This window comes from Alterluteimonas muca (assembly GCF_021191595.1).
Classification (GTDB): Bacteria; Pseudomonadota; Gammaproteobacteria; order Xanthomonadales; family Xanthomonadaceae; genus Luteimonas; species Luteimonas muca.
Genome location: NZ_JAIWPS010000004.1, coordinates 129,516 through 155,674 on the forward strand (window position 1 = coordinate 129,516; position 26,159 = coordinate 155,674).

The 26,159-nt window shown below is 70.4% G+C and carries 26 protein-coding genes, 1 tRNA gene and 3 pseudogenes; 17 read left to right on the forward strand and 13 right to left on the reverse strand.

The window, feature by feature from the left end; all coding sequences use genetic code 11:
- The first annotated feature begins 19 nt into the window (after positions 1–19).
- A complete protein-coding gene (locus tag LDO11_RS07640; RefSeq protein WP_232141003.1) occupies positions 20–1,471 on the forward strand; it encodes a GGDEF domain-containing protein in 1,452 nt (483 codons plus the stop codon).
- A gap of 58 nt (positions 1,472–1,529) precedes the next feature.
- Here LDO11_RS07640 and LDO11_RS07645 read toward each other — a convergent pair.
- Positions 1,530–1,606, reverse strand: a tRNA-Pro gene (locus tag LDO11_RS07645).
- 123 nt (positions 1,607–1,729) lie between these two features.
- On the opposite strand from LDO11_RS07645, the gene hisS reads away from it, so the two are divergent.
- The 3 genes from hisS to LDO11_RS07660 are packed head-to-tail and all read left to right on the forward strand — an operon-like array spanning position 1,730 to position 5,461.
- Positions 1,730–3,139, forward strand: a complete 1,410-nt coding sequence (gene hisS / locus LDO11_RS07650; protein ID WP_232141004.1) for a histidine--tRNA ligase — start codon at positions 1,730–1,732, stop codon at positions 3,137–3,139.
- Positions 3,140–3,176: 37 nt separating this feature from the next.
- Entirely contained in the window at positions 3,177–5,081 is a 1,905-nt protein-coding gene (locus LDO11_RS07655; protein ID WP_232141005.1) for an HAL/PAL/TAL family ammonia-lyase, read from the forward strand.
- Complete coding sequence (locus tag LDO11_RS07660; RefSeq protein WP_232141006.1) at positions 5,078–5,461, forward strand: hypothetical protein; 384 nt, start codon at positions 5,078–5,080, stop codon at positions 5,459–5,461. The genes LDO11_RS07655 and LDO11_RS07660 overlap by 4 nt, the downstream gene beginning before the upstream one ends.
- 32 nt (positions 5,462–5,493) lie before the next feature.
- Here the strand turns inward: LDO11_RS07660 and LDO11_RS07665 are convergent, their stop codons facing one another.
- Entirely contained in the window at positions 5,494–6,540 is a 1,047-nt protein-coding gene (locus LDO11_RS07665; RefSeq protein ID WP_232141007.1) for a hypothetical protein, read from the reverse strand.
- Between the two features lie 319 nt (positions 6,541–6,859).
- On the opposite strand from LDO11_RS07665, the gene LDO11_RS07670 reads away from it, so the two are divergent.
- The 10 genes and pseudogenes from LDO11_RS07670 (at position 6,860) to LDO11_RS07715 (ending at position 14,852) form a co-directional block, all read left to right on the forward strand.
- Positions 6,860–7,186: a YerC/YecD family TrpR-related protein gene (locus tag LDO11_RS07670; protein ID WP_129136016.1), complete on the forward strand. Its 327-nt coding sequence runs from the start codon at positions 6,860–6,862 to the stop codon at positions 7,184–7,186.
- 11 nt (positions 7,187–7,197) lie between these two features.
- A complete protein-coding gene (gene hisG / locus LDO11_RS07675; RefSeq protein ID WP_232141008.1) occupies positions 7,198–8,112 on the forward strand; it encodes an ATP phosphoribosyltransferase in 915 nt (304 codons plus the stop codon).
- Positions 8,109–9,437: a histidinol dehydrogenase gene (gene hisD / locus LDO11_RS07680; protein WP_232141009.1), complete on the forward strand. Its 1,329-nt coding sequence runs from the start codon at positions 8,109–8,111 to the stop codon at positions 9,435–9,437. The genes hisG and hisD overlap by 4 nt, the downstream gene beginning before the upstream one ends.
- A pseudogene (gene hisC, locus LDO11_RS07685) lies at positions 9,434–10,510 on the forward strand (histidinol-phosphate transaminase); the annotation flags it as partial. The gene hisD and the pseudogene hisC, both read left to right, overlap by 4 nt.
- Positions 10,465–11,643 (forward strand): annotated as a pseudogene (gene hisB / locus LDO11_RS07690) (bifunctional histidinol-phosphatase/imidazoleglycerol-phosphate dehydratase HisB); the annotation flags it as partial. The pseudogenes hisC and hisB, both read left to right, overlap by 46 nt.
- A 59-nt stretch (positions 11,644–11,702) precedes the next feature.
- Complete coding sequence (hisH, locus tag LDO11_RS07695; RefSeq protein WP_232141092.1) at positions 11,703–12,302, forward strand: imidazole glycerol phosphate synthase subunit HisH; 600 nt, start codon at positions 11,703–11,705, stop codon at positions 12,300–12,302.
- Positions 12,299–13,051: a 1-(5-phosphoribosyl)-5-[(5-phosphoribosylamino)methylideneamino]imidazole-4-carboxamide isomerase gene (gene hisA / locus LDO11_RS07700; RefSeq protein ID WP_232141011.1), complete on the forward strand. Its 753-nt coding sequence runs from the start codon at positions 12,299–12,301 to the stop codon at positions 13,049–13,051. The genes hisH and hisA overlap by 4 nt, the downstream gene beginning before the upstream one ends.
- On the forward strand, positions 13,045–13,860 hold the full coding sequence (gene hisF / locus LDO11_RS07705) for an imidazole glycerol phosphate synthase subunit HisF (protein WP_129136009.1): 816 nt from the start codon (positions 13,045–13,047) through the stop codon (positions 13,858–13,860). The genes hisA and hisF overlap by 7 nt, the downstream gene beginning before the upstream one ends.
- Positions 13,857–14,477: a bifunctional phosphoribosyl-AMP cyclohydrolase/phosphoribosyl-ATP diphosphatase HisIE gene (hisIE, locus tag LDO11_RS07710; RefSeq protein ID WP_129136008.1), complete on the forward strand. Its 621-nt coding sequence runs from the start codon at positions 13,857–13,859 to the stop codon at positions 14,475–14,477. Before hisF ends, hisIE begins: the two co-directional genes overlap by 4 nt.
- 36 nt (positions 14,478–14,513) lie before the next feature.
- Entirely contained in the window at positions 14,514–14,852 is a 339-nt protein-coding gene (locus LDO11_RS07715) for a zinc ribbon domain-containing protein YjdM (protein WP_232141012.1), read from the forward strand.
- Between the two features lie 12 nt (positions 14,853–14,864).
- On the opposite strand, the gene LDO11_RS07720 is transcribed toward LDO11_RS07715, so the two are convergent.
- The 6 genes and pseudogenes from LDO11_RS07720 to LDO11_RS07745 all read right to left on the reverse strand — a co-directional run bounded on the left by LDO11_RS07720 (position 14,865) and on the right by LDO11_RS07745 (position 20,404).
- Complete coding sequence (locus LDO11_RS07720) at positions 14,865–15,926, reverse strand: ATP-grasp domain-containing protein (RefSeq protein WP_232141013.1); 1,062 nt, start codon at positions 15,924–15,926, stop codon at positions 14,865–14,867.
- Positions 15,923–17,116 (reverse strand): tyrosine/phenylalanine carboxypeptidase domain-containing protein, encoded by a 1,194-nt coding sequence (locus LDO11_RS07725; protein ID WP_232141014.1) that lies wholly within the window; start codon positions 17,114–17,116, stop codon positions 15,923–15,925. The genes LDO11_RS07720 and LDO11_RS07725 overlap by 4 nt, the downstream gene beginning before the upstream one ends.
- A pseudogene (locus LDO11_RS07730) lies at positions 17,113–17,973 on the reverse strand (N-formylglutamate amidohydrolase). Before LDO11_RS07730 ends, LDO11_RS07725 begins: the two are co-directional and overlap by 4 nt.
- 83 nt (positions 17,974–18,056) lie before the next feature.
- The gene (locus tag LDO11_RS07735) at positions 18,057–18,269 is read right to left on the reverse strand and encodes an RNA-binding S4 domain-containing protein (RefSeq protein ID WP_232141015.1); all 213 of its coding nucleotides are present in this window, start codon (positions 18,267–18,269) and stop codon (positions 18,057–18,059) included.
- Between the two features lie 63 nt (positions 18,270–18,332).
- Positions 18,333–19,592, reverse strand: a complete 1,260-nt coding sequence (gene ubiM, locus LDO11_RS07740) for a 5-demethoxyubiquinol-8 5-hydroxylase UbiM (protein WP_232141016.1) — start codon at positions 19,590–19,592, stop codon at positions 18,333–18,335.
- An 83-nt stretch (positions 19,593–19,675) separates the two neighbouring features.
- Entirely contained in the window at positions 19,676–20,404 is a 729-nt protein-coding gene (locus tag LDO11_RS07745) for a GGDEF domain-containing protein (RefSeq protein ID WP_232141017.1), read from the reverse strand.
- Positions 20,405–20,734: 330 nt separating this feature from the next.
- Here LDO11_RS07745 and LDO11_RS07750 point away from each other — a divergent pair, with 330 nt between their 5' ends.
- Positions 20,735–21,550, forward strand: coding sequence for a spermine/spermidine synthase domain-containing protein (locus LDO11_RS07750; protein ID WP_232141018.1), 816 nt, complete (start codon positions 20,735–20,737; stop codon positions 21,548–21,550).
- 36 nt (positions 21,551–21,586) lie between these two features.
- Here the strand turns inward: LDO11_RS07750 and LDO11_RS15715 are convergent, their stop codons facing one another.
- Both LDO11_RS15715 and LDO11_RS07755 read right to left on the reverse strand, forming a co-directional pair.
- Positions 21,587–21,709: a hypothetical protein gene (locus LDO11_RS15715; protein WP_255683339.1), complete on the reverse strand. Its 123-nt coding sequence runs from the start codon at positions 21,707–21,709 to the stop codon at positions 21,587–21,589.
- Between the two features lie 115 nt (positions 21,710–21,824).
- Complete coding sequence (locus LDO11_RS07755; protein ID WP_232141019.1) at positions 21,825–22,328, reverse strand: peroxiredoxin; 504 nt, start codon at positions 22,326–22,328, stop codon at positions 21,825–21,827.
- Positions 22,329–22,473: 145 nt separating this feature from the next.
- Between LDO11_RS07755 and LDO11_RS07760 the strand changes: the two genes are divergently transcribed.
- On the forward strand, positions 22,474–22,953 hold the full coding sequence (locus tag LDO11_RS07760) for an Hsp20/alpha crystallin family protein (RefSeq protein WP_129136000.1): 480 nt from the start codon (positions 22,474–22,476) through the stop codon (positions 22,951–22,953).
- Positions 22,954–23,088: 135 nt separating this feature from the next.
- Complete coding sequence (locus tag LDO11_RS07765; RefSeq protein WP_232141020.1) at positions 23,089–23,979, forward strand: DnaJ C-terminal domain-containing protein; 891 nt, start codon at positions 23,089–23,091, stop codon at positions 23,977–23,979.
- Positions 23,980–23,999: 20 nt separating this feature from the next.
- Here LDO11_RS07765 and pilH read toward each other — a convergent pair whose 3' ends face one another.
- The 3 genes from pilH to LDO11_RS07780 form a co-directional block, all read right to left on the reverse strand.
- Complete coding sequence (gene pilH, locus LDO11_RS07770; RefSeq protein ID WP_232141021.1) at positions 24,000–24,380, reverse strand: twitching motility response regulator PilH; 381 nt, start codon at positions 24,378–24,380, stop codon at positions 24,000–24,002.
- A gap of 89 nt (positions 24,381–24,469) precedes the next feature.
- Positions 24,470–25,465 (reverse strand): oxidoreductase, encoded by a 996-nt coding sequence (locus LDO11_RS07775; protein ID WP_232141022.1) that lies wholly within the window; start codon positions 25,463–25,465, stop codon positions 24,470–24,472.
- A gap of 18 nt (positions 25,466–25,483) precedes the next feature.
- Positions 25,484–26,077 carry an LOG family protein gene (locus tag LDO11_RS07780; RefSeq protein ID WP_129135996.1) on the reverse strand — a complete coding sequence of 198 codons (594 nt, stop codon included), beginning with the start codon at positions 26,075–26,077 and terminating at the stop codon, positions 25,484–25,486.
- Positions 26,078–26,159: the final 82 nt, after the last annotated feature.

Sequence of the window (26,159 nt, forward strand, 5' to 3'; positions counted from 1 at the left end):
AGGCGGCACATCGACCGCGATGTCCATCCGCCGTGCCGAGCCGATCGGAAGCGCCGAACTGCGTGAGCTGTTCGCCACCGCCGACCAGCCGGTGCTGCTGCTGGCTGCCTTCGCCGACGGCATGGCCGGGCTGCATGACGAGCTCGGCGACATGGGCCGCTACCTGCAGGCCGCCTGCGCCGCGGAGGACTGGGTCGCGTACGGCCGTGCGATGCGGCAACTGATCGACCGGTACGTCCGCTGCATCGAGCTGGAGCCGCCATCGGCCAGCGATGCCGAGCGCCTGCGCGAGGCGCTGCGCCAGGTGCTGGGCGTTGCGCTGGGGGCACTGTTGCAACGTGAGCCCGTGCTTGCCGCGGAATCCGGGACGCTTGCATCCCGGGTACGCGAATGGCGCCCCGGGCAGGATCTGGGCGTGCTGACGCAGCAGCTGACCGGCCTCTGCACGCGGGTGGGCCTGTATGCGGAAGATGCCGACGAACAGCTGGCGATGCTGGTGGGGCTGTTCGAGCTGCTGCTGGAGAACATCGGCGAGCTGCTCGATGAACGCAGCTGGCTGCACGGGCAGATCGCGCGGGTCCGCGGCCTGCTGGGTGGGCCGATGGACCGGCAGTCGCTGCAGTCGGCGCGCGCGGAACTGCGGGACGTGATCTACCGCCAGGGCCTGCTGCGGCAGGGAATCGCCGACTCGCGCACCGCGATGAAGGACATGATGGCGGCGTTCGTCGAACGTCTTGACGGGATGGCGGTGGACACCGGCGAGTTCCACGACCGCATCACCCGACACGCACTCCGGGTGCGCGAGGCGCGCAGCATCATCGATCTGCAGCAGATGCTCGACGACGTGCTGGTCGACACCGCCCGGGTGCAGGCGCAGGCCCTGCGGGCCCGCGACGACCTGCTGAGCGCGCGCCAGGAGGTCGAAGCACGCGAACGCCATATCCAGCAGTTGGAGCAGAAGCTGCGCGACGCCGCCGGCAAGGCACGCGAGGACCAGCTGACCGGCTGCCTCAACCGCCGCGGCTTCGAGGAACGGTTCGACGCCGCTGCCGCCGCCGCGGTGCGCGCTGGCCGTCCGCTGTGCCTGGCGATGCTCGACCTCGACGACTTCCGGGCGCTGAATGCCGCGCACGGCCATCTCGGCGGCGATGCGGCGCTGCGCCACGTGGTGGAGGTGGCGCGGCTGACATTGCGTGCCAGCGATGTCATCGCGCGCTTCGGTGGCGAGGAGTTCGTGGTGCTGATGCCCGATACGCCATTGCCCGAGGCACTCGCCGCGCTGGCGCGCCTGCGTACCGTGCTCCAGCACCGTGCCCTGGCGCACGAGGGCGCGCGGATTACCATCGCATTCAGTGCCGGCGTCGCCCTGTCGGCGCCGGGCGAGGCGCTGGATGCCCTGGTCAAGCGCGCCGACCTCGCGATGTACGGGGCGAAGCGGGCCGGCAAGGATCGCAGCATGGCCGCCGCCTGATGCGGCGCCGGGCGCGCACACGAAAAAGCCGGCGCGGGGCCGGCTTCTTCATGAACAGTGGTCGGGGAGACAGGATTTGAACCTGCGACTTCTACGTCCCGAACGTAGCGCTCTACCAGGCTGAGCTACACCCCGACTGAGCCGCGCATTCTAGGGATGTGAGGAGAACTCGGCAAGGGGGTCGTGCGTGATCCAGCCGCCGGAGTGGGGCGAGCCGCTAAACTGTCGCACTGCCTTTCTGCACTGCCGGAGCCCGCCTTGATCAAGCCGCGTACCCCCGCCGGGGTCATGGAACTGTTGCCTCGCGAGCAGATCGCCTTCCAGCGCATGCTGGACGTGATCCGCCGCAACTACGAGCGCTTCGGCTTCCTGCCGGTGGAGACGCCGGTGTTCGAGCTGTCCGACGTGCTGCTGACCAAGACCGGCGGCGAGACCGAGCGCCAGGTGTATTTCGTGCAGTCCACCGGCGCGCTGGCGAACGCCGCCGCGGGCGAGGGTGCCGGCCTGCCGGAACTGGCGTTGCGTTTCGACCTCACCGTGCCGCTGGCGCGCTACGTGGCCGAGCACGAGCACGAGCTCAGCTTCCCGTTCCGCCGCTACCAGATGCAGCGCGTCTACCGTGGCGAACGCGCCCAGCGCGGGCGCTTCCGCGAGTTCTACCAGTGCGATATCGACGTCATCGGCAAGGACGGCCTGAGCATCCGCTACGACGCCGAGATCCTCGCGGTGATCCACGCGGTGTGCTCCGAGCTCGGCATCGGCGGCTTCGCGGTGCAGCTCAACAACCGCAAGCTGATGCGCGGGTTCTTCGAGGCCCAGGGTGTGACCGATGCGCAGCAACAGGCGCTGGTGCTGCGCGAGGTCGACAAGATCGACAAGCGTGGCCCCGACTACGTGCGCGAGACGCTCACCAGCGCGGCATTCGGTCTTCCCGCTGATGCGGTGCAGCGCATCCTCGATTTCGTCGAAGTGCGCTCCACCTCGCATGCCGATGCGCTGGCGCGGATCGACCAGGTGCTGGCGCAGGCGGGCGAGGGCGCCGGCGAGGCGCTGCGCGCAGGCGCCGCCGAACTGCGCGAGGTGCTGGAGCTGGTGCGTGCGCTGGGCGTGCCCGAGTCCGCCTACCGGTTGAACTTCTCGATCGCCCGCGGCCTCGACTACTACACCGGCACCGTCTACGAGACCACGCTCACCGACCATCCGGAGATCGGTTCGATCTGTTCCGGCGGCCGCTACGAGGACCTCGCCAGCCACTACACGAAGTCCAGGCTGCCCGGCGTGGGCATTTCGATCGGCCTGACTCGGCTGTTCTTCCAGCTGCGCGACGCCGGCCTGATCGACGGCATCGGCGAAAGCAGCGTGCAGGCGATGGTGGCGCTGATGGACGATGCCTCGCTCGACGACGCCCTGGACCTGGCACGCCGGCTGCGTGCCGGTGGCATCAACACCGAGGTGCAGATGGAGCCGCGCAAGCTCGGCCGGCAGTTCCAGTACGCGGCGAAGGCGGGTATCCGCTTCGTGGTGCTGGCCGGCGACGACGAGCGCTCGCGTGGCGTGGTCGCGGTCAAGGACCTGCTGCGCGAGCAGCAGTTCGAGGTGGCGCGTGCCGAGTGTGCCGAGGCGCTGCGCGTCGAACTCGAGCAGACCCGCGCGCTGGCAGGCCGCTGATGGCCGACCGGCCGACCGAATACAGGGGAAGAACACGATGAAGCCGATCCATCTCGATGGCAGGTCGCTGACGCGCACGCAGCTGGTGATGGTCGCCGGGGGCGCACCGGTCGAGCTGGACGACGGCGCGCTGGAGGCGGTCGCACGCGCTGCCGCCTTCCTCGCCGAACAGGTGCGCCGCGAGGAACCGATCTACGGGGTGTCCACCGGCTTCGGCAGCAATGCCGACAAGCTGCTGGGCGCGCATCCGCTGCGCGACGAACTTCCGGGCGTGGCGCCGTCCGGACGTTCTCTGCACGCCGAGCTGCAGCGCAACCTGATCGTCACCCACGCGGTGTGCGTGGGCGAGCCGATGCCTGCCGACGTGGTGCGCGCGATGCTGTGCATCCGCATCAACACGCTGCTGCGCGGGCACTCGGGGATCCGCGTGGAGACCCTGCAGGCGCTGACCGCGATGCTCAATGCCGGTGTGGTGCCGGTGGTGCCGTCGCTGGGTTCGGTGGGCGCGTCGGGTGATCTCGCGCCGCTGTCGCACCTGGCGATCGTGCTGCTGGGCGGCGGCGAGGCCTTCCTCGACGGCGAGCGGATGCCGGGTGGCGAGGCGCTCGCGCGCGCCGGCCTGCGCCCGGTGGAGCTGTCGTACAAGGAAGGCCTGGCGCTCAACAATGGCACCGCGCAGATGCTGGCGATGGGTGTGCTGGCGCTGCACCGGCTGGAGGACCTGCTCGACACCGCCGACCTCGCCGCGGCAATGACCATCGACGCCTTTGCCGGGCGCCTCGGCGCATTCGATGCCGACGTGCACGCGCTACGCCCGCATCCGGGCCAGGTCGAGGTGGCCGCACGCCTGCGTGCGCTGCTGGACGGTTCGACGCTCGCCGACATCGCCTACCACCTGGTGCCGCGCTTCCGCTTCTGGATGCCGGAGAGCTGGGACACCCCCGAAGCGCAGGCGCTGCGCTTCGACATCGGCTGGGACTGGGTGGCCGCCAACCAGCGCCACGGACGCGAGAAGTTCTACGACCGCTTCAAGCCGTTCCGTGGCGGCAAGAAGCATCAGCCGCAGGACAGTTACTCGCTGCGTTGCATCCCGCAGGTGCACGGTGCGGTGCGCGATGCCGCCGCGCACGCCGCGCGCGTGCTCGACATCGAACTCAATGCCGTCACCGACAACCCGCTGGTGTTCCCGGACCGCGAGGCCGAGCACGTCGAGGAGCAGGTGATCTCCGCCGGCCACTTCCACGGCATGCCGCTGGCGCTGGCACTGTCGGCGGTCAAGGCCGCGATCCCGGTGCTGGCGTCGATCTCCGAGCGGCGGCTCAACAAGCTGGTCGATCCGTCCACCAGCGACGGCCTGCCCGCGTTCCTGATCGGCAACGAGGACGGCACCGAATCGGGTTTCATGATCATCCAGTACACCGCGGCGGCGATCGTCAACGACCTCGCCACACGCGCGCACCCGGCCAGCGTGTACTCGGTACCCACCAGCGCCAACGCCGAGGACCACGTGTCGATGGGCGCCAACGAGGCGCGCCATGTGCTGTCGATGGTGGCCGACCTCGGCAAGGTGCTGGCACTGGAAATGCACACCGCCGCGCAGGCGCTCGATTTCCGCCGCGACATGATCAACGCCGCGCGCGACCTCGCGCGGCGCAGCGATGCCGCCGGCTTCGCGGTGAAGGTGCAGGGCGCGCCGGGGCCGTCCCATCCGGATCGCGAGCGTTTCCTCGCCGAGGTCGATGCGCTGCGCGAGGAGCTCGCCGTTTCCGAGCCCTTCCAGCCCGGATCGGCCGTCGCCGCGGCCCACGCCGCACTGCGGGAGCGCATTGCCTTCCTGGACCGCGACCGTGCGCTCGATGGCGAGGTGGCCGAAGCGGTGCGCCTGGTGGCCGACGGCACCCTGCTGACCGCCGCGCGCCGGGCGCTGGAGCAGGGCGGTTGAACCTGCCGCTGCATTACGGCTGGCTCGGTGGCCTGGAAGCCGGCCTGATCGCGCTGCTGGTGGGAGTGCTGGCCTTCTGGCTGTTCCACGCGCTGGCCCGGAGGTTCGCCTGGACCGAAGGGCATTCGATCGGCTGGAGCTGCGTGTCCGCGATCGCGATCGCCGCCGGCATCGACACCTGGAACCTCTTCTATATGGGCGTGATGCGGCTGGAGTCGCCCGTCTACGCGCGCATGTTCCTGCAGGGGATCCATGACGCCAACGGCCTTGGCACGCGCGTCTTCATGGAGATCATCGGCGCGGTGTCCGGCGTGGCACTGGGCTGGGTGATCGCGCACCGCCACCAGGACAGCGACCGGGCTGCCGACGCCGGGGACTGAGGCATGGCGCGGCCGCGGGGCGCGGCGTGCCGTCAGTCAGGCAGCAGTCCGTGGGCGCGCAGGGCCTCCTCCAGCTGCAGGCGATGGTCCGGGGTCCAGCCACTGATGCGGGCCAGCACCCGGTCGCCGTCGAGCACCACGAACACCGGGGTCCGTGCGAAATCCAGCTCCGGCCACGCGCCTTCGCGGGTGGCGACCTCGATCGGCGTGTCCGGGTGGGCGGCATTCCATCGTTGCAGATGCTCCCAGCCGGCGAGCTGCCGTGGCGGTGCAAGCCACAGCGCGTGGCGTGCGAACACCGGCCCCAGCGTGGCGTCCCCGGCAATGTCACGCGCGGCCGCGCGGCTGAATCCGCAACCCGGCGCCGACACCACGACCACGCGCCGCCCGGACACCGTGCGGTCGCGCTCGACCAGTGCCGGAGGATCGCCGGTGACCTCCCAGGCGGTGTGATGGCGTCCGCTGTTCGCGAGCGGATGCAGCCCGGGTAGCCGGATCGGGTCGCGCTCCGGCATCGCCTGCGCGATCGCCGCGGCGGCATCCGGATCGCCGGCCGCGAAATGCAACGCCTGCATGTCCCGCACCTGCAGGCGTGTATCCAGCCCACGCTCGCGCAACGCGGCGAGGGCCGCCGCCGCGCGCTCGTGGAGGCGTGGATCACGGCTGAGAAACGCTGCACTGCTGGCCGCGCGCCACAGCAGGAGCAGGTCGTGGTCGCCCGCGTTCGCAAGCAGCCGCGTCCACCCCGCGGACGGGAACGTCTGTTCGAACCTCGCCTGCACCGCCGTGGCAAGGTCTCTGGCGCTCGTCTGCGCGGAGAGCTCATCGATGGCCGCTTCGAACGTTTCGACACGATGTTCCAGTGCGGTGGCCGCCGCAGGGCGCGCGACCTGCGATACGCGCCGCGCCTCGGCTTCGGTCAGCCCCTCCCAATGGCCGTCCATCCCGAACAGTCGTGCCACCGCAGTCACCTCGGCGCTGGTGAGCTCGGCCTGCAGGTCGGCGAGCGGGAAGCCCGCCGGACCACGATCGATCAGCACCAGTCCGCGCAGGAAGCGCGCCAGACCGGTTGGAGACATCCGGTCCAGCGGGCCCCGGATTCGCCTGGCGCCAGGCCACGAGCGCGTCATGGCTGCGCGGCAGCGCCGGCGCGGCGTGCGCTGCGGCCCGGGTGTCCCCTGCGCGACGCCCTCCTGCGGCTGCGCCGGCCATTGCCGGGAGTGCGAACACGAGCGCGGCCCAGGTTGCAATCAATGGAATCGGAAGCACGACGTCGTCCGTGAGGTGCGTCGGGCGATTGAACCACGAGGCCGCATCCGTGCTGAACGCTACGCGCCGAGCGCTTGCAATTGGAGCGCCGATCGGAATAATGCACTAACGCGTTAATACATTAGCCCAGTGAAACAACGTCCTGATCCCCTGCCGCGATACGACGCCGAAGCCGCCCTGCAAGGCCTGGCGGAGGCATTCGCGTCGCTGCAGAGCGGCGAGGACGTGGTCGCGTTCCTGCGCGACCTGTGCACCCCCGCCGAACTCGAAGCGATGTCGGACCGCTGGAAAGTGGTGCCGCTGCTGCTGGAAGGCGTGCCGTATCGCGAGATCCACGAGCGCACCCGTGTCAGCGTGACCACCGTCGGTCGCGTCGCACGCACGCTGGGCCACGGCGAGGGCGGCTATGCCGCCGCCGCGCGTCGCCAGTTCCCGCACCTCGTTCCCTCCCACTGACCCGGACCGCCATGAGCCCGACCGCCCCCGCGGCGGTGCGCGACCGTCTGCGCATTGCCATCCAGAAAAGCGGCCGCCTCGGCGAGCCGTCCCGCGCCCTGCTGGCGTCGTGCGGCCTCGATTTCCGCGAGAGCCGCGATCGCCTGTTCTGCTACGGCGAAACCCTGCCCATCGACCTGCTGCTGGTGCGAGACGACGACATCCCCGGCCTGCTGGCGGATGGCGTCTGCGATCTCGGCATCGTCGGCCGCAACGTGCTGGCCGAGCAGGCCGCCGGTCGCCAGGCCGAGGCGTTGCCGGAGGTGGCGCGGGAGTTGCGCACGCTCGGCTTCGGCGGCTGCCGGCTCGACCTTGCCGTGCCCGAGGGCTGGGAATGGACCGGCCCTGGCGGACTCGCTGGCCGGCGTATCGCCACCAGCTATCCGCACCTGGTGCGCCAGTGGCTGGACGGGCAGGGCATCGACGCCGACGTGGTGGTGCTGTCGGGTTCGGTGGAGATCGCTCCGCGTCTCGGCCAGGCCGACCTGATCTGTGACCTCGTCTCCAGCGGCGCCACGCTCGCCGCCAACCAGCTGCGCCCGGTGCTCACCCTGCTGCAGAGCGAGGCGGTGCTGGCCGGGCCGGTGCGGGCATTTACCGATGCGCGTGCCGAACTCATGGCACTGCTGCTGCGGCGCATGGACGGCGTGCTGCGCCTGCGCGACAGCCGCCTGCTGATGTTCCAGACCACGCGCGAGGCCGTGCCCGCGCTGATGAAGCTGCTGCCGGACGCGGAGCCGCCGACCGTGATGCAGCTCGATGGGCAGGACACGCTGGCACTGCAGACGCTGTGCCGCGGCACCATGACCTGGCAGCGCCTGGAAGATCTGCGCCAGGCCGGTGCCCGGGGGCTGATGGTGCTGCCGGTCGAGAGGACGCTGGCATGAGCACCGGTCTGGACATCGCGCCGACCGCGCAGCGCGTGCGCTGGTCCACGCTGGACGGCGAAGCACGCCTGCGCGTGTTGCAGCGCCCGGGTCGCGACGGTGCGCAGGCACTGGCGCGGTCGGTGGCCGCGCTCATCGACAAGGTGCGCGGCGGCGGCGATGACGCACTGCGTGCCATCACCGCGCGCCTCGATGGCGTCGCACTGCAATCCTTCGAGGTCAGCGAAGCCGAGTTCGCCGCGGCTGAAGCCTTGGTGCCCGCGAACCTGCGCGACGCGATGGCCTGCGCCGCAGCGCGCATCGAGGCCTTCCACGCGCCCGGCGCGCTGCAGGGCTACAGCGTCGAGACTGCGCCGGGCGTGGTCTGCGAACGGCTGGTGCGGCCGATCGCGCGGGTCGGCCTGTACGTGCCGGCCGGCAGCGCGCCGCTGCCATCCACCGCGTTGATGCTCGGGGTTCCGGCGCGCCTGGCCGGGTGCGCGCAGGTGGTGCTGTGCACGCCGCCACGTCGCGACGGCAGCGCCGACCCCGCGGTGCTGGTGGCCGCGCGCATGACCGGCGTGCACCGCGTCTTCAAGCTCGGCGGTGCGCAGGCGATCGCCGCGCTGGCGCTCGGCACCGCGCAGGTGCCGGCGTGCGACAAGGTCTTCGGGCCGGGCAATGCCTGGGTCACCGAGGCCAAGCGCCAGCTGGCGCAGGCGGGCGACATCGCCATCGACCTGCCGGCGGGCCCGTCGGAAGTACTGGTGATCGCCGATGCCGGCGCCGATCCGGAATTCATCGCCGCCGACCTGCTGTCGCAGGCCGAACACGGCCCGGACTCGCAGGTACTGCTGGTCTCCGACGCACCGGCGCTGATCGCCGCGGTCGAGGTGGCGCTGGCCCGCCAGCTCGACGCGCTGCCGCGCGCCGACATCGCGCGGCAGGCGCTGGCGCGCTCGCGGCTGGTCGAGGTCGACAGCCTCGAGGATGCGTTCGCGCTGTCCAACCTGTATGCGCCCGAGCACCTGATCCTGGCGCTGCGCGAACCGCGCCGCTGGCTCGACCGGGTCACTTCGGCGGGCTCGATCTTCCTCGGCGACCACACCCCCGAGGCGCTGGGCGACTACTGCAGCGGGACCAACCACGTGCTGCCGACAGACGGTGCCGCGCACGCCTGGAGCGGTGTCGGCGTGGCGGCATTCCAGAAGACGATCAGCGTGCAGACCGCAACACCCGGCGGGATCGCCGCGATCGGGCCCGATGCCATCGCCATCGCCGAAGCCGAAGGCCTGCAGGCCCATGCCAACGCGGTGCGGCTGCGGCTGCCGGAGGCGCGGGCATGAGCGTGCTCGACCTGGTCCGCGAGGACCTGCGCGATTTCGCCGGCTATGGCTCCGCGCGCAGCACGCGGGTGGCCGGCCGTGACTGGCTCAATGCCAACGAATCGCCCTGGCCGAATGCCGCCGATGCCGATGGCGGCTGCCGCCGCTATCCGGATCCGCAACCGCAGGCGCTGGTCGATGCGCTGGCCGCGCTGTACGCGGTGGATGCCGGCCAGCTGCTGGTCGGGCGTGGCAGCGACGAGGCCATCGACCTGCTCGTACGCGCCAGCTGCCGACCGGGGCAGGACGCCGTGCTCGCCACGCCGCCGGTGTTCGGCATGTACGCGGTGGCCGCGCGGCTGCAGGGCGCACCGCTGGTGGAGGTGCCGCTGTTGGATGATGTGCGCGGGTTCGGACCGGACCTCGGTGCCGTCGTCGAGGCCGCACGCGAACGCCAGGCGCCGATCGTGTTCCTGTGTTCGCCGGCCAACCCCACCGGCGCCGCGATCGCGTCGGATTCGATCGCAGCCGTTGCCGACAGCCTGCGCGGCCAGGCGCTGGTGGTGGTGGACGAGGCCTATGCCGAGTTCTCCTCGCAGCCGTCGGCGCTGGGCCTGCTCGCGCAGCACGCGAACCTCGTGGTGCTGCGCACGCTCTCCAAGGCGCATGCGCTGGCCGGTGCACGGGTGGGCGTCGCGATCGGCCATCCGGACCTGATCGCGGTGCTGCGCCGTTGCCAGGCGCCGTATCCGCTGCCGGCACCATCGGCGGCGCTGGCCTGCGCGGCGCTCGTGCCTGCGGCACTGCGCCAGACGCAACGCCACGTCGACGAGGTGCGACGCGAACGCACGCGCCTTTTCGATGGACTGCTGCGCGCACCCGGCGTGCGTCGTGTCTACCCGTCCGACGGCAACTATCTGCTGGTGCGCTGCCGCGATGCGCAGGGCGCGTTCGACGGCCTGCTGGCCGCGGGCATCGTCGTGCGCGACCAGCGTGGCGCCATGCAGCTCGACGACGCACTGCGGATCAGCATCGGCACGCCCGAGCAGAACGATCGCGTGCTCGAGGTCTTCGGCGCACCCCGCGGCACCGCCGGATCGCCCGGCGACGTGACGGACGCAGCCGGCATGCCCGTGCCACGCCGCACAGAGGAGACTTCGCAATGAGCACGCCGATCCTCTTCGTCGATCGCGACGGCACCCTGATCGAGGAACCGGGCGACTTCCAGATCGATGCCTACGAAAAGTTGCGGCTGTTTCCCGGCGTCATTCCCGCACTGCTGAAGCTGCGCGACGCCGGCTGGGAGTTCGTGATGGTGACCAACCAGGACGGACTCGGCACCGATGCATTCCCGCAGGACACCTTCGATGGCCCGCATGCGCTGATGCTGCAGATCTTCGAAAGCCAGGGCATCCGCTTCCGTGAAACGCTGATCGACCGCAGCTTCGCCAGCGAAGGCCTGCCGACGCGCAAGCCCGGCATCGGGCTGGCGATGCACTACCTGCGCGATCGTGGCATCGACATCGCACGTTCGGCGATGGTCGGCGATCGCGATACCGATATCGCGTTCGCCGCCAACATGGGCATCCGTGGCTTCCAGCTGCGCACGCCACAGTTCGGCGGTGAGTGGGACTGGGCGGGCATCGCCCACGAACTGGTGGATGCACCGCGTCGGGCACAGGTGCAGCGCACCACGCGCGAGACCTCGATCCGTGTCGCGCTCGACCTCGATCTGGCCGCAGAGCCGCGCGTCAGCACCGGCCTGGCGTTCTTCGACCACATGCTCGACCAGCTCGGCAAGCACGGCGGCTTCGCACTGGAGATCGACGCGCAGGGCGACCTGCATATCGACGAGCACCACACCATCGAGGACACCGGGCTGGCGTTGGGACAGGCGCTGCGTGAAGCGCTGGGCGCCAAGCGCGGGATCGGCCGCTATGGTTTCGACCCGCCAGACGATCCGATGCTGGCTGCGGCCGCACCGCACGCCGGCTTCACCCTGCCGATGGACGAGACCCTGGCACGGGCCGCGCTCGACTTCAGCGGTCGTGCCTACTTCGTGTTCGACGGCGGCTTCCGCCGCGAGCGGGTGGGCGATCTGCCGACCGAACTGGTCGCGCACTTCTTCCGCTCGCTCTGCGATGCGGCGGGGCTCAACCTGCACCTGCAGGTGCGCGGCGACAACGATCACCACAAGATCGAGGCGATGTTCAAGGCGGTGGCGCGTGCGCTTCGCCAGGCATTGCGTCGCGAGGGCGCCGGGCTTCCCAGCACCAAGGGAGTGCTCTGATGCGGCTCGCGGTGGTCGATGCCGGCGGCGCCAACTTCGGCTCCGTGGCGTACGCATTGCAGCGGCTTGGCGTGGAGCCGGAACTCACCACCGACGCGGCGGTCCTGCACGCGGCCGATCGCGTGATCCTGCCCGGGGTGAGCACTGCGGCGACGGTGATGCGGCGCTTGCGCGAGCTGGAACTGGTGAACGTGCTGCGCGAGCTGCGGACGCCTCTGCTCGGCGTGTGCGTGGGCATGCAGTTGCTGTTCGAGCATTCGGCCGAGGACGACACCGCCTGCCTCGGGCTGCTGCCGGGCAGGGTGATGCGCCTGCGGGAACGCGACGGTGTCCGGGTCCCCCATATGGGCTGGAACACGCTGACGCCGGTGCGGCCCTCGCCGCTGGTGGCGGGGATCGAACACGGTGCACACGCCTATTTCGTGCACAGCTACGCCGCGCCGGTGACCGATGACTGCGTGCTGGCCTGCCGGCATGGCGATACCTTCGCCGCGGTCGTGCAGCGCGGCAACGTGGCGGGTGCGCAGTTCCACCCGGAGCGCTCCGCCGACGTCGGTGCGCGCCTGCTGCGCAATTTCATCGAGAACGGACTGTGACCAGCAACGACTTCACCATCTATCCGGCGATCGACGTGCGCGAGGGGCGGGTGGTGCGCCTGCGCCAGGGCGACTATGCCCGCGAGACGCGCTACGCCGACGGACCGCTCGCGCTGGCACGCGAATACGCCGACCAGGGTGCGCAATGGCTGCACCTGGTGGATCTCGATGCCGCGCGCGTCGGCCACTACACGCTGGGGCCCCTGTTGCGGGCGATCATCGCCGGCACCGGGCTGAGCGTACAGACCGGCGGGGGCGTGCGTTCACGTGATGATGTGGCCGCCCTGCTTGATGCGGGCGCTGCGCGCGTGGTGGTCGGGTCGCTCGCGGTACGCCGTCCGGAGCTGGTCGAAGCGTGGTTGCAGGAATTCGGCGCCGACCGCATCACCGTCGCGCTCGACACGCGGCGCGACGCCCTCGGCGTCTGGCGGCTGCCGGTGCACGGCTGGACCGAAACCGGTGGCGAGACGCTGGATGCGCTGGCGCTGCGTTATGCGCAGGCCGGGCTGGTGCATCTGCTGAGCACCGACATCGACCGTGACGGCATGCTCGCCGGCCCCAATCCCGCGCTGTATGCGCATCTGCGCGGGATTGCATCGTCGCTCTCGGTGCAGGCCTCGGGCGGCGTGCACCGGCTCGACGACATCGGCGACGCCCGCACCCGGGGCTGCGCCGGGATCGTGCTCGGCCGTGCGCTGCTCGAAGGCCGGTTCACCGTGGCCGAGGCGCTGGAGGCCGCGCGATGCTGAGCCGCCGCATCGTGCCCTGCCTGGACGTGCTCGACGGACGCGTGGTCAAGGGCGTGCGCTTCCGCGACCACGTGGACATGGGGGACATCGTCGAACTTGCACTGCGCTACCGCGATGCCGGCGCCGATGAGCTGGTGTTCTACGACATCGCCGCAAGCCCCCAGGGGCGCTCGGTGGATCGCGAGTGGATCCGCCGCGTGTCGCGCCTGCTCGACATCCCGTTCTGCGTGGCAGGTGGCATCCGCGACGTCGCCACCGCGCGCGCAGTGCTCCAGGCCGGCGCCGACAAGATCTCGATCAACACGCCCGCGCTCGAGCGTCCGGCGCTGATCGGGGAGCTCGCTGCCGAATTCGGCGTGCAGTGCGTCGTGGTGGGCGTGGATTCGGTCCGCGAGGCGGACGGCGAGTGGCGTGTGCGCAGCCACACCGGTGATCCCGGGCGCACACGCGCGCCCGGGCGGCGCACGCTGGATTGGCTCGTCGAGGCGCAGGCGCTGGGTGCCGGCGAGATCGTCCTCAACTGCATGGGCAGCGACGGCGTGCGCAACGGCTACGACATCGAACAGCTGCGTGCCGCGCGCGCGGTGTGCCGCGTACCGCTGGTGGCGTCGGGAGGCGCGGGGACGGCCGCGCATTTCGTCGATGTGTTCCGCGACGCCGATGCCGACGCGGCGCTCGCCGCCAGCGTGTTCCACAGCGGTGCGCTCGCGATCCCGCAACTCAAACGCGATCTTCGCGGCGCCGGCATCGCGGTGCGGGCAGCGCCGGACGCCCGTGCCTCCTTCCCTCTGCGCGGCGACACGGCATGAGCACCATGATCGACATCGACAGCCTCGACTGGAACAAGAGTGGCGGGCTGTTGCCCGCCGTGGTGCAGGACGCCGACAACATGCGCGTGCTGATGCTCGGCTATATGGATCGCCAGGCCCTGCAGGTGACCTGCGGGACGGGACAGGTGACGTTCTTCAGCCGCAGCCGCAATCGCCTGTGGACCAAGGGCGAGACGTCGGGGAATACCCTCGGGCTCGTCGCCATCGAGACCGACTGCGACGCCGACAGCCTGCTGGTGCGCGCACGACCGCAGGGCCCGACCTGCCATCTGGGACGCGACAGCTGCTTCGCCGACGCGCCAGGCGACGTGGTGGCGGCACTGGACGCGCTGGTGGCTTCCCGGGTGGATGCTCCGGCCGATGCGAGCTACACCGCACGCCTGTTCGCAGGCGGTGTGCGCCGCATCGCGCAGAAGGTCGGCGAGGAAGGTGTCGAAACCGCGCTCGCAGCGGTCGCCCAGGACGACGATGCACTGCTCGGCGAAGCCGCCGACCTGGTGTACCACCTCGTGGTGCTGCTGCGCGCCCGCGGCCTTGGCTGGGCCGATGTGCAACGCGTGCTCGCAGCGCGCTCGGGGGCTGCGCCGCGCGGCTAGCGATACAATGCGCCGCCGTTTGTCGCTGGAGCACACATGTCCGATCAACCCGCCTGCCCACAGTGTGGCGGTGCCCACGCCTACGCCGATCGTGGCCTGCTGGTGTGCCCGGAGTGTGGGCACGAGTGGTCGGATGCGCCGTCGGATGGCGAGAGCGGCGACACCGTACGCGACAGCAACGGCAATCCGCTGGTCGCCGGCGACACCGTGGTGGTGATCAAGGATCTCAAGGTCAAGGGATCCTCGATCCCGCTCAAGCAGGGCACGGTGATCCGCAACATCCGCCTGGTCGATGGCGATCCGACGCATGTCGAAGGCCACTCCGAGAAGATCAGGGGCCTGGTGGTGAAGACCGAGTTCCTGCGCAAGGCCTGACCGGCTCCGGCGCTACAGCATCGCCAGCTCGACGTTGCCCAGGGTGCGGTTGTACTGGTCGCGCAGCCGCACCTTGCGCTCGAGGTCGGCGATGATGTGGCCGCTGAAATCCACGCCGGTGAGCTCCTCGATCATGTTGATGCCGCCGGGCGTGTCGACGTTGATCTCCATCATGCGGTCGCCGACGATATCGAGGCCGGCGAAGTACATGCCGTCGCGGATCAGCTTCGGCGCGGCGATCTCCGCCAGGCGCAATGCATCCGCGTCCGGCACCGCGGCCTCGTACTTGCCGCCGGCGCTGATGTTGCTGCGCGCGTCGCCGCTGTCGTTGTAGCGGCGGATGCACGCCCAGGTGCCATCCACCTGCAGCGGGCGGCCGTTGAGCGTGAGCAGGCGCAGGTCGCCGTCGGCGGCCCGGGGCAGGTATTCCTGCGCGATCGCGTAGCCGTCGCGCACCACCGCATCGATCATCTGGTTGAGGTTGGCGCCGCTTTCGGGGGTCACCACGAACACGCTCTGGCCGCCCGAGCCCTGCAGCGGCTTGATCACGCCGTAGCCATCGTGCGCGGCGATGAACGACTTGATCTCGTCGGGGTCCAGGGTGATGCAGGTTTCCGGGCGCAGTTCCTCGGGGAAATGCTGGAAATAGGTCTTGTTGCTGGCGTCGGTCAGGCGCGTCGGATCGTTGAGGACGATCACATGGCGTGCCGCGACCAGCTGGGCGAACAGCAATGCGCTGTTCGGCGCCCATGGCCGGCTTTCGAGTTCTTCGGCGGGATCGCTGCGCAGCATCAGCACGTCGAGGTCCTCGACCGAGATGCGCTCGCGCGTCGCCCCCTCGCCCTGCAGTTCGGCCAGCAGCCCGGCATCGTCGGCATAGTCGGAGCGCTGCGGGATGCAGGCCGATGCGCGCACGCAACCGGTGGCGTCGTAGGTGAAGTCCCCGAGCCCGATGATCGCAACGCGGTGGCCGCGCGCGCAGGCACGGCGGGCCAGCCGGATGGTGGTGTAGTTCTCCTGCTCGGTGGCGATGTCGTTGACGACGAAGCCGAGCGCGATCGGGGTGGGGCTCATGATGCGGGTTCCATGTGGTAGAGGTGCTGGACGGGCAGGCTGCGGCACAGTGCGAGCCTGTCGGCGAAGGCGGGATCGGTCATGTAGCGGGGCAGCAGCTCCGGGCCGACCACCCAGCCCTCGGCCAGCAGCTGGTCGAGCACCACGCGGTGCGACAGTGCGAACTTGCCCACCAGCAGCGCCTCGAAGTCGCCGTCGTCATGGAGGTAGTCGACGAGGTCGCGCAGGCCGCGCAGGTAGACGGCGTCCTTGCTGAGGCCACCGCCGCGCACCGCGCGCACCGCGACATCGAAGGCGTCGTCGGTCGGCAGCCCGTGGATGTTGTGCAGCGCGTCGAAGATCGCCGGCACGCCTTCGCCCTCCAGTGCCATGTGCACTGCGAGCACACGCGCCGCGAGCACCCGCAGCCGTTCGCCGGGCAGGTAGCCGGCCAGGAACTCCGCCAGCACGCCCAGGCCTTCCTGCAGCGGGTCGTAGTGCGCCAGCCCCACCTTCAGTTGCGTGAGTGGCTGGCGCGCACCGTTGTGGCGTGTCACCACATGGGTGCCGATCTCGTGCTGGATCAGCGGCTGCACCCGCGCGTGCGGGATGCGCAGGTTGCCGTCGACATAGAACGTGCCGTGGTTGACCAGCATCAGCGAGTTGAGGTCGGTGTCGACCACGACCTCGGCGTGGAAGTCCGGGCAGCGGTCGTGGTACCAGTCGAGCTCCGCTTCCAGCGCGGCCATGAATTCGTCGATGCCGGCATCGGCCTGCAACGGTGCACCCGGCTCGACGTCGCGCAGGATCTCCTGCGCGAGTTCCAGCAACGGCGGCTCCACGCCACCGAACAGGTCGATGCTTGCATTCACGAAGCCGTCGGTGCCGCGCATGCGCACCAGTTCGAGCTGGCGGTCCAGCTCGCGCTGCTTCTCGGCCAGAAGCCCGGAGAGCAACGGGGATTCCACCCGGTCCACCGGCAGTTCCAGCAGTCGGCGCCGCGCCGCATGCAGGTCGATGTCGAGGTCGATATAGCGCAGTTCCGGCATCGCGGTGCGACCGCTGCCTTCGAAGGCCTCCCACAGTTCGACGTTGCCGACCGGCGACAACGCCATCAGCCAGTCGAGCTCGGCGTCCATCCGTGCCAGTGCGGCGTCCACCCCGGCGGCGATGGGCGGCAGCGGCCTTGGCGTCGCTGCGGTCGCGTTCACCGCCCGAACTCCGCGCGCACCGCGGCCACCGCCTGCTCGAGCCCGGCCTGCAGGTCGTAGAGGCGGGCGATGTCGGCATGCCCGGTCCATTCGTCCATGAAGGTCTTCTTGTATTCGATGGAAATCGTGCAGATGTTGCTGCCGTAACGTGCGTGGATCCATTCCGGGAAGTGGCCGCCACCGGGGTAGCGCACGTTCTCGCGCACGTCGGGGGCGCCGCCCGCGACCGGTGCGGCGCGCATGGCTTCGGCGAATGCATGCACGGCCTTGCCCCAGCGCGCGCGGTCGAGGGTGGTGACACCGAGGTCGATATCCGGATTGGCATCCGCCGGGGCGTGGATGTCCGGTCCGTCGCGGCGGTGGTTGTAGCTGTGCAGGTCGATGACCAGCAGGCTGCCATGGCGCTCGAGCAGGGCGTCGAAAAGTTCGGTCAGCATCGCGTAGAAGCGGTCGTGCACGGCGAGCGAGGCCTGCAGTTCCTCGCGCGGCAGTTCGCCGCGCCAGAAGCGGATGCCCCAGGTGTCCTCGGGGTTGCTCTACAGCGCCTTGTCGCGTGGCCGGTTGAGGTCGACCTCGAAGCGCGAGCGCCGCGCGCGCAGGCGCACGTCGCCGACGCTGGTGAGCAACCCGGTCAGCGGATCCTCGTCGCGGCGCCGGCTGGGCGTATCGATGGCGAGATGCTGTTCGAGCGACGGCCGCATCGCGTGACCGTCATGGACCGCGGCGGCCACCACCGGCCCGTCGCCGATCACCAGGTCCCATACGTCGCAGGGCGAGGCCGCCACCAGGCGGGTGTCGTGCAGGAAGAACTCGGATTGCCGGACGCGCGCGCCGGCGGCTGCGTTCGATGTCGTCATGCCGCCATGCTGGCGAGGGCGGCATCAGCGTGCCGTGGACATGCTGAAGGCGTGTTCAGCAAGCGCCTGACGATGCGGACGCGTCAGCTGATGCGGATCTCGACGCCGTGGAGCTGCACCACCTGGCCGCTGCGGATCTTCGCGGTCTTGCGCGATTCGACCGCGCCGTCGACACGCACGGCGCCCGCTGCCACCAGCGCCTTGCCGGCACCGCCGCTGTCGACCAGCCCGACGAGCTTGAGCAGCTGGTTGAGTTCGACGTGGTCGCCTTCGAGATCGAACGGAATGGTCTGCATGGGGCGCATGGTCCCATGCGCGAGGGCCGCTGGCCATGACCCCGGCGGTGCGTGCCGTGTGGGTCAGCCGGGTCGCAGCCAGCGCAGGGCGGCGCGTACGCGATCGGCTGCGCCGGGATCGACCGGGCCGTCGTCGACCAGCCCTGCCGCCAGCGCACGCCGGAATGGGGCGGTGCGCGCTGCAGCCTCGAGCGCGGCACGACGCAGCGGCCGCACCGGACCACGGTCGTCGCCATACAGGCCGGCGACGGTGGCGGTCGCCAGGAACAGCGGCAGCGAACCCCGGCGGTGGCGGCGCTGATAAGCCGCGAGCGCACGCGGGTCGGCGGGGTCGGCGTGCCGCTGCAGTGAATCGCGCACCGTGCCCGCCAGGCGTTCCACGCTGGCGAGGCCGAGGTTGAAGCCGTGCGCGGTGACCGGATGCATGCCGACCGCGGCATCACCGACCAGCGCCGCGCGCGTGGCCACGAAGCGGCGCGCGTACACCGTCACCAGCGGATAGCGGTGGCGCGTGCTGGCCGTGGCCATCGCGCCGAGGCGGTGCTCGAAGCGTTGTTCGACCTCGCGGGCGAAGGCGTCGTCGTCGAGCCGCTCCATCCGTTGCGCCTCGGCACCGGTGAGGGTCAGCACCACCGAGGACAGGTGCGGCTCAAGCGGCAGCAGCGCACGTGTCTGCGCATCGCCGAACCACTGCCAGGCCGCGCCATCGTTGGCGACCCCGTGGTGCATCCGGCACATCAGCATGTGGCGACCGGAGTCGTGCATCCGCGCGCCGATGCCGAGCGCCTGTCGGGTCTGCGACATCCGGCTGTCCGCGGCCACCAGGAGGCCGGCGCGCAGCACGCGGCCGTCGGCCAGGCGCACTTCGGCGGCGCGGGCATCGGTGTGTACGGCATCCACCACCGCGCCCGCGTGCACCTGCACGTCGGGCAGCGCCTGCGCGGCCTGCCACGCCGCCGCGCGGATGACCCGGTTCGACACCAGGCTGCCGAGCCGGTCGTGGCCGGTGTCACCGGTATGCACCTGCAGCTCGCGTGCGACGTCGCGCTCGATCACCCGTGCAATCCGCAGAGGCGACATCGCGGCCGCCGGGATGTGCGCCGCGATGCCCAGCTCGCGCAGCAGCCGCATCGAGGCGTGGGTGAGCGCGATCTCGCGGCCATCGAACGCCGGTTCCGCCACGGCGGACAGTGGCTGGCGTTCCACCAGCTCCACGCGCAGTCCGAGCGGAGCGAGCGCACAGGCCAGTGCCAGCCCGGCGGGGCCGGCGCCGACGATCACCACATCGGTGGTCCGGGGGGTGGCGCGGTAACGGGTCTGCATGCGCACAGTCTAGGCAACCCGGTGCGCCGGGACTTGATCCGGCGCAAGCCGCGGGCAACCGGCCATCGCGACATTCCGCCACGTCAACCCGGCGATGCCTCCACCCGGTTGCGTCCGCTGCCCTTGGCGCGGTACAGCGCGGCGTCGGCGGCTTCGATCCAGTCGCGGAGCGACTGCTGCGCGGGATCGGCCATCGCCAGGCCGATGCTGATGGTCGCTTCCGGGCCCGGCCCGCCGGCGGTCCGCACGACCACCGTGGCGCGCAGGCGTTCGGCCAGGGCCATCGCCGCGGCGCGGTCCACGGCGGGAACCACCAGCGCGAATTCATCGCCGCCGTAGCGGCCCGCCAGGCCCGGCCGGGCCTGCAACTGCAGCAGGATCTCGCCGAGCGCGCGCAGGATCCCGTCGCCCGCGGCATGGCCGACACGGTCGTTGATGTCCTTGAAACGGTCGATGTCGATCATCAGCAGCGCCGCGCCGCCGTCGGCGCGGGCGCCGGCGAACACCGCTTCGGCCTGCTGCTGCCAGTGGCGGCGGCTGGTCACCCCGGTGAGCCCATCGATGCGGCTGAGCTGGTCGAGCTGGCGGTTCTTGCCGCGGATCTGCTGCACCAGGTCCTGGCTGGCCAGCGCGACGCCGATGGTGTGCAGGATCATCATCGGCAGGCAGGCCACGATCACCGCCATCGAGGTATCCAGCGCCACCGCGAAGCCGGTGACCAGGCCGGTCGCGAGCAGGCCGCCGAGCATCCACGGCAGCGAACGCAGCCACAGCCGCGGCAGGCCGGTGCGATCGCCAGCATCCAGCCCCACGCCGGCCACCCGGCCTGGCGCTCGTACAGCACCACCGCCGCCGCAACCCCGGCCAGGCCCATGCCGAGCACGCGGAACGGATACACGCGCCGCGGCAGCCGTGACATCCGCCGTGGCGCGGCGGCCGCCGCAGCGGGCATGCCGGTCGCCGTGTCGATGTGCTGGTCCATCCTTTCCCCCCGGAACCGGACCCCCGCAGCATACCGGCGCTTCCCGGCGCGCGGCCACGCCGATCGACGTGTCCACGCATCGCGCGCCCGCGGTGCGCACGCTAGGCTGTGCGCCCTTCCGCAACATGGATCAACGGTGGGCGACGCAGGCGGAACCAACGTGGGAAACAGCAGCATCGCGGCATGGCTGCAGCGCTGGTGGCAACGCGTGCGCGGGCCGGTGGACGCGTCCGGACGGCGCCTGCGCCGGCCTTCGGTGCGGCGCTACGGCCGCTACGCCGCGCTGCAGTTCACCCGCAGCCAGACCCAGAGCCGGATGCTCGCCGACGACCCCGACCATCTGCTGATCGACTACACGCGCACGATGCTGGCGGCCCTGCTGTGGGCACCGGCGCGGCCGCGCATCGGCATGGTCGGGCTGGGCGGTGGATCGCAGGTGAAGTTCATCCATCGGCATTTCCCGGAAGCCACGCTGGAGGTGGTCGAGAACAACCCGTGGGTGGTCGGCCTGCGCCGGGAATTCGGCATTCCCGATGACGACGCGCGCCTGCGGGTCGAAGTCGACGACGGCGCCGCGTTCGTGGCCGCGCGCCCGGGGCGCTACGACGTGCTGCTGGTCGATGGCTATGACGAGACCGGTATCCCGCCGGTGCTGTCGACGCAGCGCTTCTACGCCGACTGCCATGCCGCGCTGGCACCGGGCGGTGCGTTGTCGGTCAACCTGTTCGTGGCCGAAGCCGACGTCCATGTCGAGCGCCTGCACGCGGTGTTCGGGGCCGAACGGGTGCTGGTGGTCGAGGAAAGCCGGATGCGCAACCAGATTGCGTTCGCCTGGCGCGGTCCGCTTCCGGGGCCGGACCGCGCGGCGGGCCTGATGGCCAACCGCGAACCCGCCGCCATCGCGCAATTGCAGCCGGTGCTCGATCGCGTGGCTGCGGCGCTGGCGGCACATCCTGGAACGGAAACGCCCGGCTGATGCCGGGCGTCGGGGTGTCCCTGGGGGAGGGGAGCGCTATTCCTCTTCGTCCTGGATTCCCTGGGTCTCACGGCGCTGCTGCTGGTCGCCCTGGCCCTGGCCCTGCTGGTCCTGGCCGCTCTGCTGCTGGTTGTTCTGACCCTGCGTCTGGTTGTTCATCGCTGACTCCTGAGGGGGGATGCGGACACCGTTGGCGCCGCACGCGCATTCTGCGCTCCCGTCCCCGTCAGCCGGCGTGAAGCAGCCGTTGCCCACAGGTGAAGCGGTGAACGCTTCAGGATGCGGGGCGGTCGGCGGCCTGGTCGAGTTGCGCCAGCATGTGCTCGGCGCTCGAGACCTTGAACTCGCCCGGCGCCTCCACGAACAGGTGGCGGATCACGCCGTCCTCGGCATACAGCGAGAAGCGCTTGGCACGTCGGCCCATCCCGTAGGCGCTTGCATCCATCTCCAGGCCCAGCGCGCGCACGAGATCACCATTGCCGTCCGAGAGCATGCGCAGCGCGTCCGGCACGCCGAGCTGCTGGCCCCAGGCCTGCATCACGAACGGGTCGTTGACCGCGATGCAGGCGACCTCGACCCCGCGCGCGCGGAACGCGTCGAAGTGCTCGACGAAGCCCGGCAGGTGGCGTTCGGAGCAGGTCGGGGTGAACGCCCCCGGCACCGCGAACAGCACCATGTTGCGGCTCTGGAACAGGGTGGGGGTGTCGATGGCCTGCACGCCATCGTTGATGTACTTCAGCACCACTTCGGGAATGCTGTCGCCGGGCTGCACGCTCATGGGAACTCCTCGGGGAATGGGTGAACACAGTCTAGCCGCGCCATGCCGGGCCGCGACGTGACCCTTGAAAGACGCAGCGGAAACGCTACATCCCGGGCATACGGCGGGCGCACGGCGCCGCCATCCAGCAACGGAGGACACACCGATGAGACATGCAATCCGCCATCCCCTGCAGGGCACCACCCAGCCCAGCCTGCACGACGAACTGCGCCAGGCATTCAACCAGTTCTTCCAGACCGATGACGACCGCGACGGTTCATCGGTGGTCACCAGCCAGTGGACACCGCGCGTCGACATCAAGGAAGAGGCCGACCGTTTCGTGATCCTGGCCGACCTGCCGGGTGTTGACCCGGAGGACGTCGAGGTGCTGATGGACAAGGGCATCCTGAGCATCCGCGGCGAGCGCCAGTCCGAGGCACGCGACGAGGGCACCAGCTTTTCGCGCGTCGAGCGCCGCTACGGCAGTTTCCACCGCCGCTTCGCGCTGCCCGACAGTGCCGATCCCGAAGGCGTCACCGCGTCCGGCCACAACGGTGTGCTGGAAATCAGCATCCCCAAGCGCCCGGAAACCACCCCGCGGCGGATCCAGGTCGGACGACCGGGCACGCTGCCGACGCAGCAGTAAGCACGCAACACAGCCGCCACGCCGGCGGAACGGGGCCCGCACCGGGCGCATTGCGCGCCCGGTGCGGCTACGCCCTGTCGGCCGCGCACCGCCGGCCACGCACTACACTGGGCAACCTCCAGACGAACACGCACGATGCAGTTCAAGGACTACTACGGGACACTCGGCGTCGAGCCCGGCGCGGACGAGGCGGAGCTCAAGACCGCCTATCGCAGGCTCGCCCGCAAATACCATCCGGACGTCAGCAAGGCGGCGGATGCGGAAGAGCAGTTCAAGGCGGTCAACGAGGCCTACGAGGCCCTGCGTGACCCGCAGAAGCGCGCCGCCTACGACCAGCTTCGCGCGCGCGGCTACCGGCCCGGCGACGAGGTGCAGACCCCGCACGGAGGTTTTGGCGGCCCCGGCGGTGTCGATTCCGAGGAGATCTTCGCCGGCGGTGACGGTGGCGGTTTCAGCGATTTCTTCGAGGAACTGTTCGGTCGCCGCCGCGGTTTCGGCGGCGGGCCGGGGCCGGGCGCGCAGGCGCCGCGCGGCGACACCCGCGCCAAGCTCGCGGTGCCGCTGGACGCGGTCTACCACGGCAACAGCGTGCGCATCGCGGTCAACGGGCGCTCGCTCGACGTCAACGTGCCGCGTGGCATCCGCCCCGGGCAGGTGATCCGCCTGCGCGGGCAGGGCAGCCACGGCGACCTGCTGCTGGAGGTCGAGTACGCCGCGCATCCGCAATTCGAGGTCGATGGCGGCAACGTCATCCATGTGCTGGCGGTCGCGCCATGGGAGGCTGCGCTGGGGGCGACAGTGAGCGCACCGACGCTTGGCGGCCCGGTGGAGCTCAGGATTCCCGCGGGTTCGGAAGCCGGCCGGCGACTGCGCCTGCGCGGGCGTGGGCTACCCGGCACGCGCGGCGCACCGGCGGGCGACCAGATCGTCGAACTCGAGGTGCTGGCGCCGAAGCCGCAGACCGATGCCCAGCGCGAGGCCTACGAGGCGCTGCAGGCCGCGTTCGGCGAGGGCTGGCGCGCGTAGGCGGCCAGCCGGGCTGCTCCTCAGACCGGGATGTCGCCGGCGCCCAGCGTGCTGGAGATGACGTCGCCCAGCTCGTCCTCGGTGAAGGGCTTGGTGAGGTAGCCGCGCGCGCCCTGGCGCATGCCCCAGATGCGGTCGGTTTCCTGGTCCTTGGTGGTGATCAGCACCACCGGGATGTGCTTCGTCGTCGCCTCGCGGCTGATCGAACGGGTCGCCTGGAAGCCGTTGAGATTGGGCATCACCACGTCCATCAGGACCAGGTCCGGCAACTCGCGCTTGGCGGCGTCCACGCCGGCCTGTCCGTCCTCGGCGGTCAGCGGCTGATGGCCGAGCTTCTCCACGATGCGGCGGATGCCCGCAAGCTGGGAAGGTGAGTCGTCGACGATCAGGATGCGCGCCATGGGATGTTCCGGGTTGCGAGCGGAGATTGTAGCCGCGCCACTACACCCGGCAAGCGGATGCAGTGCGTGCGTGGACGATGCGCGCCGACTCAGCCGATGCGTACCAGCGTGCGCCCGAGCGAGCCACCGGCGAGCATTCGCTCGAACACGGAGGGCAACGTGTCGAGTGTCGCTTCGTGCTGGAGGATGCGGTCAAGGTGCCGCGGCTTCCATTCGCCGGCCAGGCGCTTCCAGACCTCATCGCGGATGTCGCGCGCGGTGCCGGCCGATGCCACGCCCAGCAGCGAGACGCCGCGGATGATGAAGGGCATCACCGTCGTCGGCAGCTCGTGGCTCGCGGCAAGGCCTGCGCTTGCGACATTGCCGTAGGGCACGGTCTGCGCCAGCAGGCTGGCCAGCATGGGGCCACCGACGTTGTCGAGGCCGCCGCCGAAGCGCGCGGATTCCATCGGCCGGCCGGTTGCCAGCGCATCGCGGCCGATGACCTCGGTCGCGCCGATCTCCTTGAGATAGGCGGCCTGGGCCGGCTTGCCGCTCACCGCGTGCACCTCGTAACCGGCGCTGGAGAAGATGTCGACCGCAAGCGAGCCGACGCCGCCGGTGGCGCCGGTGACCGCCAGCGGGCCGAGGCCGGGATGCTGGTGGTTCTCGGTCAGGCGCAGCAGGGCCAGTGCCGCGGTGAAGCCGGCAGTGCCCAGCACCATCGAGTCGCGCAGCGACAGGCCGGCCGGCAGCCTGACCGCCCACTTGGCCTCGACACGCGCGTATTCGGAATAACCACCGTCGCGGGTTTCGCTCAGCCCGCAGCCGGTCACCAGCACCTCGTCGCCTTCGCTGAAGGCGGGATCGGTGGACGCGACCACGTGCCCGGCGACGTCGATGCCACCGACCAGCGGGAAGCGGCGCAGGATCTTTCCTTTGCCGGTGCCGGCCAGCGCATCCTTGAAGTTGACCGAGGAGTACGCCGTGCGGATCACCACTTCGCCCGGTGAAAGGTCGTCGAGCGCCACCGTTTCGACGCCGCTGCGATACCCCTGTGCGTCATCGTGGATACGGAAGGCACGGAAGCCGGTGGGGATGGTCATGGCATTGCTCCGGTCGGTTCAGCGCAGTTCGCGGCTGTGCTTCTCGCTCAGCCACTTGGTCGCCTGCGCGGGTTCGTAGGACTTCATCCAGTCGAGCATCGCCTCGATGTCGCGGCCGGTCCACATGTCCTCGCGCTGTGCAGGATGCAGGAAGCGCTCCTCGACCATGCGGTCCATCATCGCGATCAGCGGCTGGTAGTAACCCTCCACGTCCAGGAACGCGCAGGGCTTCTCGCTGATGCCCAGCTGCCGCCAGGTCAGCATTTCCACCACTTCCTCCAGCGTGCCGAAGCCGCCCGGCATCGCCACGAAGCCATCGGCGAGATCGAACATCCGCAGCTTGCGCTCGTGCATCGAGCCCACCACCTCGAGCCCGGTCAGGCCGCGGTGCGCCACTTCCATGTCCACCAGCTGCTTCGGGATGATGCCCGTCACCTCGCCACCGGCTTCGAGCACCGCGTCTGCGATCGTGCCCATCAGGCCGATGTTGCCGCCGCCATAGACCAGGCGGATGCCGTCGCGGGCCATGCGCGTGCCCAGCGCGATCGCCTGTTCGGCGTAGATGGGGCGGGCGCCGCTGTTGGAGCCGCAGTAGACGCAGATGCTTCGCATATGGGTGTGCCGTGCTGGAAGGAAAACGCAGGGGGAGAAATGCGGACGCCGGGCAAGAGCCCGGCGCCTGTGTCGCATGCAC

Coding starts and splice junctions, on each gene's coding strand:
- LDO11_RS07720 (WP_232141013.1), bottom strand. CDS start 15,926: ATGAGCCCCACCCCGATCGCGCTCGGCTTCGTCGTCAACGACATCGCC.
- LDO11_RS07715 (WP_232141012.1), top strand. CDS start 14,514: ATGTCCGATCAACCCGCCTGCCCACAGTGTGGCGGTGCCCACGCCTAC.
- LDO11_RS07780 (WP_129135996.1), bottom strand. CDS start 26,077: ATGCGAAGCATCTGCGTCTACTGCGGCTCCAACAGCGGCGCCCGCCCC.
- LDO11_RS07655 (WP_232141005.1), top strand. CDS start 3,177: ATGAAGCCGATCCATCTCGATGGCAGGTCGCTGACGCGCACGCAGCTG.
- LDO11_RS07735 (WP_232141015.1), bottom strand. CDS start 18,269: ATGCAGACCATTCCGTTCGATCTCGAAGGCGACCACGTCGAACTCAAC.
- LDO11_RS07760 (WP_129136000.1), top strand. CDS start 22,474: ATGAGACATGCAATCCGCCATCCCCTGCAGGGCACCACCCAGCCCAGC.
- LDO11_RS07640 (WP_232141003.1), top strand. CDS start 20: ATGTCCATCCGCCGTGCCGAGCCGATCGGAAGCGCCGAACTGCGTGAG.
- LDO11_RS07775 (WP_232141022.1), bottom strand. CDS start 25,465: ATGACCATCCCCACCGGCTTCCGTGCCTTCCGTATCCACGATGACGCA.
- hisF (WP_129136009.1), top strand. CDS start 13,045: ATGCTGAGCCGCCGCATCGTGCCCTGCCTGGACGTGCTCGACGGACGC.
- ubiM (WP_232141016.1), bottom strand. CDS start 19,592: ATGCAGACCCGTTACCGCGCCACCCCCCGGACCACCGATGTGGTGATC.
- LDO11_RS15715 (WP_255683339.1), bottom strand. CDS start 21,709: ATGAACAACCAGACGCAGGGTCAGAACAACCAGCAGCAGAGCGGCCAG.
- hisIE (WP_129136008.1), top strand. CDS start 13,857: ATGAGCACCATGATCGACATCGACAGCCTCGACTGGAACAAGAGTGGC.
- LDO11_RS07765 (WP_232141020.1), top strand. CDS start 23,089: ATGCAGTTCAAGGACTACTACGGGACACTCGGCGTCGAGCCCGGCGCG.
- hisG (WP_232141008.1), top strand. CDS start 7,198: ATGAGCCCGACCGCCCCCGCGGCGGTGCGCGACCGTCTGCGCATTGCC.
- LDO11_RS07755 (WP_232141019.1), bottom strand. CDS start 22,328: ATGAGCGTGCAGCCCGGCGACAGCATTCCCGAAGTGGTGCTGAAGTAC.
- pilH (WP_232141021.1), bottom strand. CDS start 24,380: ATGGCGCGCATCCTGATCGTCGACGACTCACCTTCCCAGCTTGCGGGC.
- LDO11_RS07665 (WP_232141007.1), bottom strand. CDS start 6,540: ATGTCTCCAACCGGTCTGGCGCGCTTCCTGCGCGGACTGGTGCTGATC.
- hisD (WP_232141009.1), top strand. CDS start 8,109: ATGAGCACCGGTCTGGACATCGCGCCGACCGCGCAGCGCGTGCGCTGG.